Source organism: Gracilibacillus alcaliphilus, assembly GCF_016909015.1.
Lineage (GTDB): Bacteria > Bacillota > Bacilli > Bacillales > Amphibacillaceae > Gracilibacillus > Gracilibacillus alcaliphilus.
Map to the genome: position 1 here is coordinate 1 of NZ_JAFBFA010000025.1, position 15,561 is coordinate 15,561.

Genomic DNA, 15,561 nt, shown 5'->3' on the forward strand with positions numbered 1-15,561 from the left:
ATATTCCTTGACTTACCTAATGTTTTTAATATTAATCAATGAAAATTAGAGAAAAACAGCGATATTTTAAGAAAATGAAAGTATATTGAGGGAGGATTGAACCAAATGAAAAGTTTTTTTAAGAAGAAAGAAAAACAAACACTGGAAACAAAGCCGAAAAAAACGAAAGTACGAACTGCTGGTACACGTAAAAAAATAGTGACTTTTTTATGGATACTACTTCTTGGTAGTCTAGCCTTTGGAATTTACAAAAATTTTACAGCGATTGATCAGCATACCGTTCATGAAATAAAAATCATTGAAACTAGCATCATAGATACGAATGCGATTGAGAGCTTCACAAAAAACTTTGTGAAAGACTACTACACATGGCAAAACGAAAAAGAATCAATTGAACAACGGGTTGAAAAGATTAATGATTACCTAACTGAGGATTTACAAGCTTTAAATACCGATACCATAAGAGATGATATTCCTACTAGTTCGAGTGTCAGTGATATTGATATTTGGTCAGTATCACCCGAAAGTGATAATACCTATGCGGTTGTATATTCGGTAGAACAAAAAATTACGGAAGATAAAAATAGCGGAATAGTCCGATCCACATATCGAATTTTGCTTCATCAAGATAATGTAGGTAATTTAGTAATTACACAAAACCCTACCTTATGGAGCATACCGAATAAATCAGATTATGAGCCACAACAACCTGAAAGTAATGGAACAGTTGATTCCGACACGGTGCAAGAAGTGACCGATTTTTTGGAAACATTTTTTTCTTTTTACCCGACTGCCACGAATAAAGAACTTGCTTATTATGTGAAAGATCAAGCCTTGCCATTAGTTAATCAAGCGTATGTCTTTTCTGAATTAATCAATCCTGTATTTCAAGAAGATGAGGATCAAATAAAAGTATCGGTTACTGTTAAGTATATTGACGAAGTATCGAAGGCCACGCAGTTTTCTCAATATAAACTCTCTCTAGAAAAAGATATAAATTGGATGATTGTTGAATAAGAAATTATAAAATCCTAACTTGTGATGTGCACCCTTAGAGTCGATCAAAAAATCTATTTCTAAGGGTGTTTTTGTATGACAAAATATATTTTTTCATTCAAGTTTCATTGCATTTGTTCATTTTATAAAACAAAGAAAGAGACTCACTCCAAAATGAAGGAGTAAGCCATAAACCGATGAAAATTAACCGAGAATAGATGAAAAAAATACACTGTTCTGTTTTGGAGAACGGCTACATGAAACCTTGATTCATTCGAATGGCAAAGGACACATAATCGATCAGTTTAGAGATCTCTCAATCGGTTAATCGGATTGGCAATAAGCGGTATGAGACTTTATGGTATATTGTGCATCTCCCGAATTTCATTCTTGGAGAATTTTTTTTGAGATACTCTCAGCATAAACAAACTCAAAAGCGTTGCCAGCAGGAGAATCAATCCCATTGGGATATGTTTATTTGCATGATAGAGAGAGGTGCTTAGAATGGGAGCAATGATTGCCGAAACTCCCTGCATCGCTGTAACCAGACCGGCAACTCCACCTTGCTGTTCATTACTTACGGAAAGAGAAGCGCCAGTCATAAAACCGGTCATCATGAATCCCGATCCTAATCCAAAGACAAAAAACGCCAAGTAGTAAAATGGAAGCTGCTTTGTAAGAAGGAATGTGACCATACTTGCAACGAGAATCAAGGAACCGATCAGTACCATGGGCCGCGGCTCCCATTTTAGCCATTTGGACTGAATAATCTGTGCAATAAGCACAGCCAAGCCTGTAAACATTAAACCGAAGGAAACCGTCACCGCCAACTGATCAGAGGGGAGACCCAGCTGATCCTGAAGATAGAACCCGCCTATGACCTGAATAGTGAAAAGCCCAATCATCGTTACTAACGCAACGAATAAATAAATTCGCAAACCGGGTTGTAATGGACTGACTTTCATCTCCCCTCGCTGGATTATCGGCTTTGTTGCGGGCATCAAAAACAGTGTGTAAAACAGGGCAACTGCTGTAATCACTATGCCAAAATATAACGGCCATAACAATCCGACTAAGCTAAATATACCGGCAATGGCTGGTCCAAAAATTAATCCCAGTCCGTTGGCGGCACTTATGATCGCCATGGCGCTACCTCTTTCCTTATCCTCTGTTACATCACCCATAAACGCTTGGGATGCTGACAGGATGGCCGGGATGAACATGCCGACCAAGCTTCGCGTTACGATCATCAGAAACAGCAACAGTCCGCCGCTAATCCATTTGTGGAGACCGCAATAAAAAGTGATCGTCAACAATAAAGTGCTGATGGAGAGGCCGATAAATCCGATCAGAATAACCGGTTTCCGCCCTTTCGCATCACTGATATTCCCCCATACTGGAGCCATAACAGCCGTCATAATCGATCCGGTGGATATCAAAATTCCAGAGTGGATTTCTTTTAACCCCAATTCTCGGATCAGCGAAGGGGTTATTGGCGCAAGAAGCATAACCCCCAACATTGCGACAAAAACACTGAAAAATACAGTGATCTTAATTCTACCCATTATTTTATCTCCCCAATAAATTAACATTTTCTCCTAAGGGATAGCTCTACTCTTGAACCATTTATTTTTGATTACCACGGTTTAAAAACCATCAGAATAAAAATAGTAATGAGTAGTGCGTTTTGTACCCAATCATGTGGGCCCTTTTTATTTAATAATTGTATATACTCCTGCGGAATATTTTCACCAAGGTGCTCCTCGGAAATATTCAACATGGATTTCATTTTAGGTTCTATGGTAAACGCACTGTAAATACCTAAAATGATGAATAAGCCTAGCGCCAACATATACCAAACTGTCTTAAACAATGACGGATTTATAAGCCCCATTAATAAGCCAGTGATTACAAGCAAGCCAAAGCCGATACTAGATAAAGGATTCAGTTTTCCAATGATTTTGTGAGCATTTTTTAACTCATGTATATTTCCGGCTGTTTTTAAAATCCGATTAAATACCAGAGCAGGTCCCACTCCAATAATGGCAGCAAAAATGTGAATTGCTACTAAAAAGGTATATAAATGCTGCATGTGTTTCACTCCTTAATCACTATTTTCTAAATTACGGTGTTACTTGATTTGAAATGATGTTTTCACTAATATGGATTATCGGTCGGGGTTCATTACTTTCCCTTCTTGAATTTTAGCCCTTTATAATCCATTTCTATGATCTGATCCTGCACATTTCTATTAAATTTGACACAATCCATTGTCCCTTCTAATAAAAAGATGTCTTTATCAATAGGCTTTAAACCAATTGGAGAACCAAGCACATATGTCTGAAGCTGATTCTTTTTTAATTCAACTGAAAGAGACAAGTTCATCGACTTTGATTGATAATGCCCAACGTACTGTGATACTTCTTCCTCCCCTACGGAATTGTCATAAATGACATGGGAAGCTTCTGGTGACCGACTCTCTATGAAATTAAATGCCCCATTCATGATGGCAGTTGGTGCCGTACTTAAAAAATTAGTGAGAACTATTCCTGTTAAACCTTTTTCAGCAATGATATACATCTGGGCTCCCCCGCCTTTGATACCGCCAGCATGTTCCACCAGTTTTGCTCCATGGTAATCGGGAACGATAGACAGGCCGTACCCGTAACCTTGTTTGATTATAGGATTTCTCCAGATATGAACCTCTGTCATCTGTTTGACACTATCATTTGTCAAAATCCGCTCTGCTCCTACCTTTCCGCCCGTCCGGAAAAGCTCCATGAATTTCAGCATGTCGGAAATGGTCGATTTCAGGAAACCGGAAGCTCGTTGCACAGGAGTGTCCCACCAGTTTGGGGAAGGAACGACAGCTATTTTTCCATTCTGCTCACGGGATACATAGATTTTTGTTACATCCATATCATGAAATTCATCCAGAAAAAAGGAGGTACGCTTCATCCCTAAAGGTTCTAAAATATGTTCATGAACATACTTTTCAAAATTTAGCCCGCTAACTTGTTCAATAATCGCTCCTAACAAGCCATAGCAATCATTACTGTAATGCCACTGTTCCCCGGGCTTACCCAACAACTCGAAATCCAATTGAGAGATATGAACGAGATATTCTTCATACGTTTGAATCGGCTGAAACGCTTCTTTATTGCCTCGGATTGTTGGATCATACCTGAAATCGTCCTCTGTCAAACTTTCGTACAATACCATCGGAAACGTTTGAAGATCAGGGATACCACTTGTGTGGGTCATAAAATGATGAATGGTCATTTGATCGACATATTTCCCATTTTTAAAGTGAAAATCAGGTAAATACTTTTTGATGGGATCATGCAACGAGAGCCTACCCTTCTCCTGTAATTGCATTAAGGCCACGCATGTAAAAGATTTCGTAATCGATCCAATGGCAAATACAGTATCACTCGTAACTTTTAACTGATTTTCTACATCACGGTAACCAAAACCCTTTTTATAAAAGGGCTCTCCATATCTTGCTAACCCGACGACAACACCGGGAAGGTGAGATTCTTTCATTACTTTTTCTGCATACGTTTCAAAAGAAGCGATCCAGCCGTCATTTTGCATTTCTTTCACCCCTTATCCTTGACGAACCACTGGGGAATTTCGCATTACCCTTTCGCTTTTCTAACCAAAGCCATAATCCCTGCAATTATAAAGAATACAGCGGGAATCATTCCGATTACTGAAACGATACTAATTATTACGGATATGATAATCAGTCCCCAGCCTGCAAGTTTTGGACTGCGATTTCCTTTCAACATCATTACAGCACATACTCCGAGCACCACGCCGATAATACCAGGCAAAATAAACATGGTACCAGCTTGACCCAACTGTTCCAGGGTATAAGCGTTTTGGCTAGCTGTCCAACCAGAATCTAAATATTGTAGAAAAGCCTCATTATTCTTGAGGTATAAAAAAACGACACCCGTTCCAACCATGACAAGACTAGTTATAACACCCAGGACACTTAATACGATTTCTACTGTACGTTTCATATGAATAAACCTCCATTAAAATATTATAGTCCTTCGAAAATTAAAATTTGAATGAATATATTTTAATTCATTCACGTAATGGCAATAAAGAATGCCGCTTATCTCTCTATTTACGACAATTAGTTAAACCTTTCATGATAAACTCTACAAGGTATTGAATAATCTCAGGAAAATGCTGAATCCCGATGTCTTCCTTATGGGAATCGATATAAGCTAAGGAGTCAAAAATAGCAGCTAATAGACCATCGTCAAGATCACTTCTTATTTTCCCCTCCGCTTTCCACTTTTTTAACAGCCCCACGAAAAAGTTGCGGATGGAATCATCATCTATACTTGGGTTTTCACGGAAGTGCTTTTCCAATTTACGGAAGACATCTCTGTTATACCATTCTTTCAGTATCCTATTTGTATGCATGACCTCCAAGCTTTGTGTCACGAATTCCTTCACAAGCGTGATGGGGTCTTCATTTACGTCAAGTGATTCTACAATTAGATTTTTTATTTGTTTGTTTTCACTCATATAAACCTCTAAGAAGAGCTGCTCTTTTGAGGAGTAGTAGTTATAAAAAGTTCCGACCCCCGTCCCTGCCATTTTGGTAATGTCTGAGATATTTGTGTCTTTATATCCTTTAGATTGGAATATAGCCTTACCACAGTTTAAAATTTCTGCCTTTATATCCTTCATGTTATATCACCTGCGAATGAATATTTTAATTTTCATTCATACAATATCACATTTGGAGTTACGGTGCAACTTTTTTTTCAAAGCAAATTTCCTTCGTTTCTGGAAGGACTTGCTTCAGCCACCTGACATATAAGGATTGCGTAAGTTAATGCAAGTATCTTTTACTTGCCTGCCATCGTAGTCAGAAAGCAAAAACTAATGAACAAATCACTTAAAGTAATTCTATATACCCTTCTGTTCCATGCACGCAAATTCGTTGCTCGTCTTTTCAGTTTGGTAGCATTTTTCACACCAACAACCGTTGCTTTGAAATAAAGTTTGATCAAAAATAGCACCCGAACCTGCTTTTTACAAAAAATTCAAAGAATCCATTTTGAAAAAAGATTGGTCAAAATGGATTCTACAGTTTTAAGGAATTATGTATTAAGTTTTGATTGAGATTTTTAATTTGGGGTTACCATTGTATTCCTAAAAATGAATATTTCTTAGAAGTTGGTAAAACATACTGATAAATATAAAGCATGAGGAGTGATCGAATGTCAACAGGACATATACATCCGAGCTTGCAACCCTTTGGGTCATTTATCAAAAAAAGACTATGATGGTAAGAGTGATTAAATTTTTTTCACATAACCAAGAACCAGAAGCTACAGATACAGCAGATATTCTGTTATCCCATGCAGTACTCAGAGAAGTGACTGAGTTCGAGGATACGCAATTAATGATCTTCCATATCCATGACCCGAAGTATGTTCATATAAATAAGTTGGTCTTGCCATTATACCCATTGACTGACTAGATAATCGCTCTGTAACTTTTTGATGATATGCTTCATATTTTTCTGGAGTTGAGAAGCCATGTACCTTTTCTCCTTGATCAGTTGCTTCAACTACCATTCCAACAATTTTTTTATGTTTACCTGGTGCATATTTTATTCCATCCACTGTGTCAACTTTTGGATCCTGATCTGGATTCGATGTTAAACTAGCTGCATTTGTTCTACTTTCAAAACTAAAAACTAAAGAGAAAACTTCTACTAGGAACATTAAAGCTAAAGACAGATTACGGATTATTTTTCTTTTGTGATCATGATCAACTATTTTCGGCAATCAAATCACCTCTTGCTTTAATTTAACACGATGTGTTATTATCATTTCATCATAGTGTGATTAAACCTATTTTTTAACCGAACAAGTTTATTATATGGTTTTGTGAACAGTTTGGGGGATAAGGGAAGAAATCATAGAAATGAAACGAAGATAGTCATGGGCAGTGCCTACTTTTTTTATGGAAAGGAGATTGAAATAGATGGATCTTCATTACGAAATTAAAGGAAGCGGAAAGCCGGTTATACTACTTCATAGTGGAGCTATGGATTCACGTGACTGGGAATTCATCACACCACATCTTTCAAAGTCGTTCAAAGTGATCACTCTTGATGTCCGGGGTGCAGGGAAGTCACCTGTTCCGAATGAACCCATTGATTATGTTAAGGATCTTAGAAAACTCTTGGATCATCTTAAAATTAAGAAAGGTGCCCTCGTTGGACATTCCCTAGGTGGACAAATTGCAACTGATTTTACTCTGACCTATCCAAAAAGGGTGTCTCAACTGGTATTGGTCGCTCCAGGCCTGTCGGGGTTTAAATTTTCTTCCGAACATGCGGAATTAGAGAGCCGAGTTTCTAAAGCTGCACCAGATGTTGAGAAAATGACTAATATAATATTAAGCGAGCCTTCCTGGAGCGTTTCTTTTGGAAAAGCATACGATTTATTGCGCGAAATGATGATACACAATATTCAAAAGACCTTTGATTGGAAAACATTCGAAACTGTTTCCTCTAATTCAGCGATGGAAAGATTGGGAGAAATTAAAACGAAGACACTTTTTATCATAGGCGAGAAGGACTCAGAAGATCTCTTTAAAATCGCACAATTATATAAGGAAATTCCCAATATTAACTTTGTGCGTATACCTGGTGCTAATCACATCATCACTTTGACCCATCCTGAGGACGTTTCCGACCACATCAGTCATTTTTTGAACTTACTAGAATGGTAATATCACGAAAACACAGATAAGGGATCAGGTTCGGGAAAATCGCAAGTGGAAGCAATCGACCCACTATAACGTTATCCTTAATGTGGTTACCGTCAGAAAGTCTTTAAAGACTACTTATCATTTAAGTTTGAGACTCCTAAATGGCTTGAGGTAGATGAAATACATTGAATATGCCTTTGAAGTTATAGTCCGTTTGTGTTATAACGAGCTACACTTCAAAGAGCATTTTGTTGAACAGTTGCATGAAGTAGCTTTATTATATTACAGCTTTTCCTTCCATTACAGGCATAGCCGTCATATTTTTAGTAAAAATACAGTTCACGGATAAGCTTGTAACTTGTTGAAGTTAAAAATAAATTAGTTTAGAATGGCAGTAAATTAGAGGAAAAATTCACATTTTGAATCATAGGTTTAAAAAATAGTTACTTTTCAATAAAAATCTGATAGGAAGTGTGAAAAAATATGTTGGATACTATATGTTTTTTCTGCAAAAATAAATTTACGATTAATCATTCTGATTCACAATATTATAAAATCAAGAAAGGAGAAAATAAATACTATATATGTAAAAGTTGCAATAATTCATTTCAACAAGAAGCGATTAATAAAACTGGAATAAGTCCGGATCAAATTGATGATTATGATAAGTTTTTCCGGTATAAATAAAACTCTCTTTAATATCGCGTAAATGTCAATTTTTTCATCATTCTTACAGCCGAACATATTTACTTAAAAATCTGAAAGGAATGCCAAGGCATCCATATTCTGTTAAAGGAGTTAATTGAGTAAGAATTAATGCTTTTTTGTTGAAGTTTTTAAGCGAACTAGCAGGTAGCTAAGAAGGGAATTTATTTTACCACGTAGAAATAGGTATAATAGTATTTCAAACTAGTACTTGAAAGTAAGTTGCTCATTGGATATTTCTATCTTACTTATTGATAGTATGTTGGAAAAATGTATATCTGAAAAAATGGGTTTATCAAGCAATTAAACAATTTTCAGAAGAAGACTATGACATCCAACTCCAGAGAGTAACCATAGCAAATCTAATATCACATATAAAAGGTCCAGTGCCTCAACGACTTGAAACAGTATTTTTTAATGTAGCAGATAAAAGAGATAGAGATAAAGAGTTTGAGCGAGGGCTTCATTTATCAAAAAAAGAAGCTCTTACACTTGCTAATGAAACATTTGATATAATTCAGATTTTAGAAGATGCGAGATTAAAACGCTAATTGTTAGTGTCGCAACCTCATCTGAATATGCCTCCACTTACTTTTAGTGCTAATAGTAACGAATTAACATTACTCAATACGATGGTACAAATGGTGCCAGAAATACATAACCCTACAGGGCAAATTATGACTTGCAAAAATGAGGAAGGGAAACGTTAGTTCACGTTGCATTTTCCTTATGTTTAGCGAATCGAAGAGGTTGCTAGAACGATTTCTGATGCTATAGACCAGTAAACAAACATCTATGTAAAGGTTTTTCACCCTTATGATCAATTGATACTGCACGGAATTATTGAATCAGTTGGTCAATATTGCCATCGGATGAAACTGTGCCATGAGAATAATGAGTGTACATGGGTAAATCTCTGTGACATTGTGTATCTTTACTCTAAAAGTGTCCCATAAAGCTTCCCACGAAGCTTTTTAGTTCACTTTTGAGCTGTCTGTTTTCCTCTTCAAGTTTTTTGATACGCTCATTCTTTGCTGCCAGGAGGAGAGCCTTACCTTTATCCGTTATCTGTTTTTAACTTTTTGTACGTGTATGGCTTTCCTTTTGTTCTCTTAGCACTTCAATTTGCTATCTGATATCCGGTTGATTGTAAGATAATAGAATTGCACCTATCCCTTTCATACCAATCGTTAGAGCTTATTTTTCATGTCCGAAACTTGAATTAATAACAATTTTTTCAAATCCACATCAGATTCACAAAGAAAATGGTCTTAAATGGGCTAATTTCTTTATAAGAATAGCGCCCGATTGTGGAAAATTGAAATGTGAAAGAGATGCAAAGCTCCTGTCGATTAGGGAAGTCCTATTACATCAACAAAAGCACCTTTTACATATACCTCTAATTGTAATAAACACAATATGAATTTAATTAGGTCTTTCCATTTCACTCATGAATAACCACGAACTGAGCACCAATACAATAATAATTACGTAAAAAAGTACGGTTTTCAATTTGGGCTTACTCCCACTTTTCAAAACTTGAACACCTAAAGGAGGAAGAGCTATGCAGAGTCCTGTTAGTGAGATTATCGTTGTCATATTTGTTCCTTTTAGTACACCCAATGCTAAGACAAACATCATTCCTAAAGCAAGTGATCGAAACCACCCAAAAACCTTAGACAGATATGCTCCTATAGCTAATACAATCCAGCCAAGAAGGATAGAAAAATTTAATATATTAACAACATTGAACATACCGTAAAACTCGCCAACAAAATTTGTAGCTACTTCAACATTTTCAATTTCTACAATTTGAAAAGCGAAGTGATCTACTCCCGAGTGGAATGCCCTTGCAAATAAACCAACAATTACTAATAAACCACCCCAAAGACCTAGACGTGGCTTTTTTTTACTAATTAACTGTACAAGGATTAAAATAGCTGGAAATAATAAAATCATTCCAATTAAAAATAGACTATAGGATATGAGCATTAAGGTTGGATGTGTATCATAAGCTGCTAACTGATCAGGGAAAAAGAAATTATATTGTATTCTAAGCAGTGCAGAAATAACTAATAAGATAGGAGCTATTATTAAAGAAAGCCCTCCTAACCATCTTCCTGGGAATGAGTCTATATCATTTTGTAATATACTTCTTTCATTGAACATAATTTTTTCTCCTCCTAGCACAATACTTTGTTAATCGACAATGATATAATCTTAACGGGTTTACAGTTGCATAACAGTTACTAAACGACTTTCATTTATTAACTGGCCACGGCCAACGTGAATAAAACAAGCATTGGGTTAGCTTTCTTCTTTTTGTCTTCTCTTGAGGTTCAGAATCATCCTCCTTATTTTCATCTAATCGAAGTAAGGAGATTGAACTGTTTATCAGAATGAAGAACCACACAACTGGAAGGTTTTCAAGGGATTTCGTATGCTCACACTTGGCTGGCCAGATGGTGTGTCTTTTAGGCCACTTGCTTTTTTCTTTGAGTTCAAAAACAGAGAAAAATCGGTACAAGAACATCGATTCGAATATAAACTCTTCCACTAATCTGCTTTTTTTAACACAATAGTAGTTGCCAAATTTGGGTCACTCCTTGCTCGGCTATTGCAGCTTTTAAGTGAAAAAAATCAATTTTTTAAAAAAAACAAAATCTACTAACTCATTGAATAATATTAATACATGATCAACTAACTCAATTGACTTTCATTGCAGAGTGTTTCTAAATGGTAACGGATTACTTCCTTTACCTTTTCTGGAGAATAGACATCAGGTCTTAACAGAGCATGAATGGACAATCCATCAATTAATGCCGCTAGCCTACTCTTTTCTAATTTTACATTAGTTGAATCAGATAAAATCCCTTGTAGAGCTAATATCTCGATCATTGAACTTGCTAATTCATACATACCGTTAGTCATTTCATCTTTTTTTTCTTTTAAAGTATCACTTGTAAGTGACTGAAGTGCAAGGATCCACCAAACACTCGTTTCGATTTTCTTTTCTTCATCAATTGGTATAAGCTCTAATAAAACTTCCGCAACCGCCTGCAATGGATTGTCTGACCAACTTTTACTTTGAGAACGTTTTTTCCCTTCTTCCAGATAATAATCCATGATAAATAATAACATTTCATCCTTAGTTGAAAAATAATGTCTTAACGCTCCAGCAGACATACCTGCTTCAATAGCAACTCTTCTTATAGATGCTTTTTCGATTCCCTCTTTCTTAATAATACTCCAAGCGGCCTCAGCAATTGACTTCCTCTTTTTTTCATGATTAACAATCCTTGCCATAAAAGATCACTTCCCTTTCTTAACACAGTGTGTTATTATAACTTTAACACACTGTGTTATTTAAATTATAACATATAAAAAGGAGGGACTCTATATTTGATCGAAAGTATTGAAGCATTGATGCCTTCTTCATCAATAGACACATCGATAGCTTTGCTAATTATTTCTATTTGCGCATTAATTGATATATTAAGTCCTGGTGTACTTGCTGTAACAGCTTATTTATTATTGACACAGCCTAATCAATTATCTTCTCGCTTGCTTGGTTTTTTGTTTATTACGCAGTTTGGCTACTTCGTAGTGGGCTTATTCCTATACTTTGGTGGAGATTCACTATTGAAAGGAATCGGAAAATTATCTGAATTTGACTTTATCAATTGGTTTTATCTCCTTTTTGGAGCAGTTATGGCTCTAATTAGCTTCTGTAAACCAAATGATAATACAAAAAAACGTTTAATTTCATTTATACCCCAAAAAACAACGATGAAAGGGATGATCATGTTAGGTATCATTGTTTTTCTAATTGAATTTGTAACTGCCTTGCCTTACTTTTATTCAATTTTGTTAATGAATCACCTAACAATTGAGCCTTCCTCTTCTATCTTTATTATAATTGGCTACAATCTTGTAATGGTGCTTCCTTCTCTTCTTTTGTTAGGGGTAAATATTATGTTTAAAGAGAGACTGCAACAATTTCTAAATAAAATTAGATCAAAATTAAATGAAGCTCCGATTTCCTCACTGTTGGTAGCGATAGGAGTAGTAGGTGCGGTTTTTTTCAATATCGGTCTTAGAGGCATATTAAATTAAAAAATTATTAATGAGGTGTTCATCATGAAAGAAATAATCAGTGGACTTGGTCTACTTTTTGTTATACAGGGAGTAGGCGGATTAATCAATCATTTGACTAATGGTGGAAAAAGTTGGTTTTTGGTAAATTATATTGATGCGTTTCAGGGATTTGAAATTGTTATGGACATTATATTTATTGTAGTTGGCGGAATCATAGGTTTAGCCTCTTGGAAAATAGATGGATCAACTAAAAGAGAAAATTAAAATATAAAGCAAATAGTACGGCTTATACATAGCCGTCCAGTTTGGCGGATGCTCCGTTGAGATATATTTTTAAATATTCATAGAGGGGAACATAAGAATTATTATGAATTCAAGACATATAGGGAGCTCGTCTCTCCAAAAGGAAGGTCGGTTATACTTTATCGATAACCTAAGGGCAGCTCTTACAATGTTAGTAGTGCTACATCATTTAGTGTATTTTTCCATCTATAACGAGGTATTATCACAAGGATCTATTGGGGCTGTTATGGGCCTTCTATTCCTTGCTTTTAATCAGACTTTTTTCATGGGGACGTTTTTTCTTATTTCCGGATATTTTGTTCCTTCATCTTTTGAACGTAATGGAGCAACCCGATTTATCAAAGATAGATTCATCCGGTTCCTAGTCCCGTTTATCTTCTACGTTCTCATTCTTAGCCAAGTTCAATCAATTGAAGTCTATATGCTTAACCAGGAGCCATTTACATGGCAAACCTATTTTTCACATTTAACTTACGGGCCGATGTGGTACGTCGAGCTACTTTTCGTATTCGTTTGTTTATACGCAGTCTGGGCGAAATTTATGAGTAAAAATAAGCTATCAGTAGTTCGGCAGAGTACACCACCCACCTACAGGATGTTTACAGTCTTTGTCATGATATTATCAGTAGGATACTTCATCATAAGACTGTGGGTCCCTGCTCTTGATTTACCCGGTGGGTCTCCCGGGGTTCAATCATTCGTTGGACTTTTTACAGCAAGCGGCTATGATCTCCCGCAATATGTCGGGCTATTCATTTTGGGCATCATCGCTTACCAACGCAATTGGTTTCGAAATACTCCTGATTCAATGGGGAGGGCGGGTTTTGGAATTGCAATTGGAGCATCGATTCTTCTCCTTCCCTTAGTCTTGATATTTGGGGTAGACGGATTACAGTTTTCTGGCGGCTGGAACTGGACATCTTTGGTTTATTCTCTGTGGGAAGCTCTATTTTGTGTTGGCGTCATTCTCGGATTAATCATATTCTTTCGCAAAAGAGTTTTTCTTCAGGGAAAAGGTTGGAGCTTCTTGTCAGCCCATTCCTTCGTGATTTATATCATTCATATACCGATTATCGCTATTGTTATAGCTGGATTGAAGGTCATCCACTTTCCACCATCCTTCATATTTCTAGCTACGATTCTGATCACGATACCACTTTGCTTCTTGTTAGGTTATATAATTAGGCAGATTCCCTTTGTGTCAAAGATTCTTTAGGGATGGTGAGTTTTAAAGAAAAAAAGAGGATACGACGATAACCATATCTGCCCTTATGCTTTTCAAAAATAGAACTAATGAGCCTTTCTACTTTGAATTTTTATCTGAGTGCTTAAAAGTATTAATTTTATAATAATAAGTGTTACGTGGAATACCGACAATTTTGAGTAATGCCTTCACAGGATAATCGTGCCTTAGCTCATATACTACTTTTACTTTTTGTTTTGTCGTAATTTGTTTTCTTCTTGAACTAAGGCTTTCAACTTTTTGAAATAGAATTTTCCATTTAATAATATGTATAAATTTTTACTCCCACCTGGCTTATGTTCAGTTGGGCTTTTTTGTATTTAATGAATAAAATATTGCTTTTATTTTTGGCATTTCATAAAAAATCTTGTTGAAGGTTATGAAAGGGGAAATCATCACCCACCTTTGCAGTTGCGAAGGGAGAGGAAATGCATGATAGAACCAGATCGTACCGAGTGGCAAGTTCGCTGTGCATTTAATGCTTTTTGTAAACGTGTATTGAAGAATGAAGCAATTAATATTTTCAACGAAAGACAACAACGACAAGCAAAGGAGATGACATTTTCTGATCTCACACCACAAGAAGAAATCAACTCTATACTTTAGATAAGCAATATGAAGGAGAAGAAGGACAAAGTTTTCAAGTGGCTGGAAAGAAAATAACTCCGAAATTACTCGCTGAAGCGTTGCGTACTTTGCCAAAAGAAAAGCGTAAGACTGTCCTTTTATACTACTTTTTTGACAAATCAGATGTAGAAATAGCTGAACTACTCGATATTCCACGTAGTACCGTTCAGTATAGGAGGACAAGCTCTTTCAAAAGGTTAAGACGATTTTTGGAGGAACATGCAGATGAATGGAGTGATTAATTCTAATGTTGGAAACAACGAGCGTGGTTTATTGCCGTACCCAATTATTTTAGCTGCAAATAAGGGTGAGCCAGAAGCAATGAAAGTAGTTGTTCTACATTATGGAAGCTATATGACAAGCCTATCCATGCGTAAGCTCCGTGATGAACAAGGAAACACTTATTGGGGCATCGATGAAGATACACGCGAACGCTTACGAGCGAAGCTTATGCAATCTGTTTTAGCTTTCAAAATTTGAATACAGAATAGTTAGGTTTTCCCTTTCATTAATCATATATTTGTTCTTTGACAAAGAAAGCACGGAAGATAACGCTGTGCAGTATAAACTAAAAAATCAGATACATTTTACTGATGACGAGCCACTTGATTCATACGCCATGACTTTCGTTAGAAACGAGCGATAATCTATGAATCTAATGCAATCGTGGTGGATTGCTGGCGATAACCCATCAGTTAGGATAATGATACTCCCCTATCGTCATGGTTCGAGTGTTCAAAGCGTCGCAAGCTATGAGTAGGGCTGGAAGAAATACTTGCAGGGGTGAAATTCCCGTGGAGCTGTACCAACAGCCGTCTGATTTTTAATTGATT

The 15,561-nt window shown here is 36.3% G+C and carries 17 protein-coding genes; 9 read left to right on the forward strand and 8 right to left on the reverse strand.

Annotation, left to right across the window (positions count from 1 at the left end):
• Positions 1–105: 105 nt before the first annotated feature.
• Complete coding sequence (locus tag JOD18_RS16225) at positions 106–1,017, forward strand: conjugal transfer protein (protein WP_063608839.1); 912 nt, start codon at positions 106–108, stop codon at positions 1,015–1,017.
• A 335-nt stretch (positions 1,018–1,352) separates the two neighbouring features.
• Here JOD18_RS16225 and JOD18_RS16230 read toward each other — a convergent pair whose 3' ends face one another.
• From JOD18_RS16230 to JOD18_RS16255, 6 genes are all read right to left on the reverse strand, one after another.
• Positions 1,353–2,561 (reverse strand): MFS transporter, encoded by a 1,209-nt coding sequence (locus JOD18_RS16230; RefSeq protein ID WP_204670181.1) that lies wholly within the window; start codon positions 2,559–2,561, stop codon positions 1,353–1,355.
• 71 nt (positions 2,562–2,632) lie between these two features.
• The gene (locus JOD18_RS16235) at positions 2,633–3,088 is read right to left on the reverse strand and encodes a DUF2269 family protein (protein ID WP_063608840.1); all 456 of its coding nucleotides are present in this window, start codon (positions 3,086–3,088) and stop codon (positions 2,633–2,635) included.
• Positions 3,089–3,180: 92 nt separating this feature from the next.
• Positions 3,181–4,593: a serine hydrolase domain-containing protein gene (locus tag JOD18_RS16240; RefSeq protein WP_204670182.1), complete on the reverse strand. Its 1,413-nt coding sequence runs from the start codon at positions 4,591–4,593 to the stop codon at positions 3,181–3,183.
• Positions 4,594–4,637: 44 nt separating this feature from the next.
• Entirely contained in the window at positions 4,638–5,027 is a 390-nt protein-coding gene (locus JOD18_RS16245; RefSeq protein WP_204670183.1) for a DUF4064 domain-containing protein, read from the reverse strand.
• Between the two features lie 106 nt (positions 5,028–5,133).
• On the reverse strand, positions 5,134–5,712 hold the full coding sequence (locus tag JOD18_RS16250; protein ID WP_204670184.1) for a TetR/AcrR family transcriptional regulator: 579 nt from the start codon (positions 5,710–5,712) through the stop codon (positions 5,134–5,136).
• 686 nt (positions 5,713–6,398) lie between these two features.
• Positions 6,399–6,821, reverse strand: a complete 423-nt coding sequence (locus tag JOD18_RS16255) for a hypothetical protein (protein ID WP_239588176.1) — start codon at positions 6,819–6,821, stop codon at positions 6,399–6,401.
• Positions 6,822–7,020: 199 nt separating this feature from the next.
• Here JOD18_RS16255 and JOD18_RS16260 point away from each other — a divergent pair, with 199 nt between their 5' ends.
• Together JOD18_RS16260 and JOD18_RS24840 are read left to right on the forward strand one after the other, a co-directional pair.
• Complete coding sequence (locus JOD18_RS16260) at positions 7,021–7,773, forward strand: alpha/beta fold hydrolase (protein ID WP_204670185.1); 753 nt, start codon at positions 7,021–7,023, stop codon at positions 7,771–7,773.
• Between the two features lie 1,070 nt (positions 7,774–8,843).
• The gene (locus tag JOD18_RS24840; protein WP_332094245.1) at positions 8,844–9,008 is read left to right on the forward strand and encodes a hypothetical protein; all 165 of its coding nucleotides are present in this window, start codon (positions 8,844–8,846) and stop codon (positions 9,006–9,008) included.
• A gap of 874 nt (positions 9,009–9,882) precedes the next feature.
• Here the strand turns inward: JOD18_RS24840 and JOD18_RS16270 are convergent.
• Together JOD18_RS16270 and JOD18_RS16275 are read right to left on the reverse strand one after the other, a co-directional pair.
• Positions 9,883–10,626 (reverse strand): hypothetical protein, encoded by a 744-nt coding sequence (locus tag JOD18_RS16270; protein WP_204670187.1) that lies wholly within the window; start codon positions 10,624–10,626, stop codon positions 9,883–9,885.
• Positions 10,627–11,157: 531 nt separating this feature from the next.
• Positions 11,158–11,763, reverse strand: coding sequence for a TetR/AcrR family transcriptional regulator (locus JOD18_RS16275; protein WP_042532680.1), 606 nt, complete (start codon positions 11,761–11,763; stop codon positions 11,158–11,160).
• 96 nt (positions 11,764–11,859) lie between these two features.
• Between JOD18_RS16275 and JOD18_RS16280 the strand changes: the two genes are divergently transcribed.
• From JOD18_RS16280 to JOD18_RS16300, 6 genes are all read left to right on the forward strand, one after another.
• Positions 11,860–12,573 carry a GAP family protein gene (locus tag JOD18_RS16280; RefSeq protein ID WP_204670188.1) on the forward strand — a complete coding sequence of 238 codons (714 nt, stop codon included), beginning with the start codon at positions 11,860–11,862 and terminating at the stop codon, positions 12,571–12,573.
• A gap of 24 nt (positions 12,574–12,597) precedes the next feature.
• Entirely contained in the window at positions 12,598–12,819 is a 222-nt protein-coding gene (locus JOD18_RS16285) for a hypothetical protein (protein WP_042532676.1), read from the forward strand.
• 103 nt (positions 12,820–12,922) lie between these two features.
• Positions 12,923–14,074: an acyltransferase family protein gene (locus tag JOD18_RS16290; RefSeq protein ID WP_204670189.1), complete on the forward strand. Its 1,152-nt coding sequence runs from the start codon at positions 12,923–12,925 to the stop codon at positions 14,072–14,074.
• A gap of 459 nt (positions 14,075–14,533) precedes the next feature.
• Positions 14,534–14,707 (forward strand): hypothetical protein, encoded by a 174-nt coding sequence (locus JOD18_RS25125; RefSeq protein ID WP_460578427.1) that lies wholly within the window; start codon positions 14,534–14,536, stop codon positions 14,705–14,707.
• A gap of 38 nt (positions 14,708–14,745) precedes the next feature.
• Positions 14,746–14,970, forward strand: coding sequence for an RNA polymerase sigma factor (locus tag JOD18_RS25130; protein WP_428835754.1), 225 nt, complete (start codon positions 14,746–14,748; stop codon positions 14,968–14,970).
• Positions 14,954–15,208, forward strand: a complete 255-nt coding sequence (locus JOD18_RS16300) for a helix-turn-helix domain-containing protein (RefSeq protein ID WP_077735386.1) — start codon at positions 14,954–14,956, stop codon at positions 15,206–15,208. The genes JOD18_RS25130 and JOD18_RS16300 overlap by 17 nt, the downstream gene beginning before the upstream one ends.
• Positions 15,209–15,561: the final 353 nt, after the last annotated feature.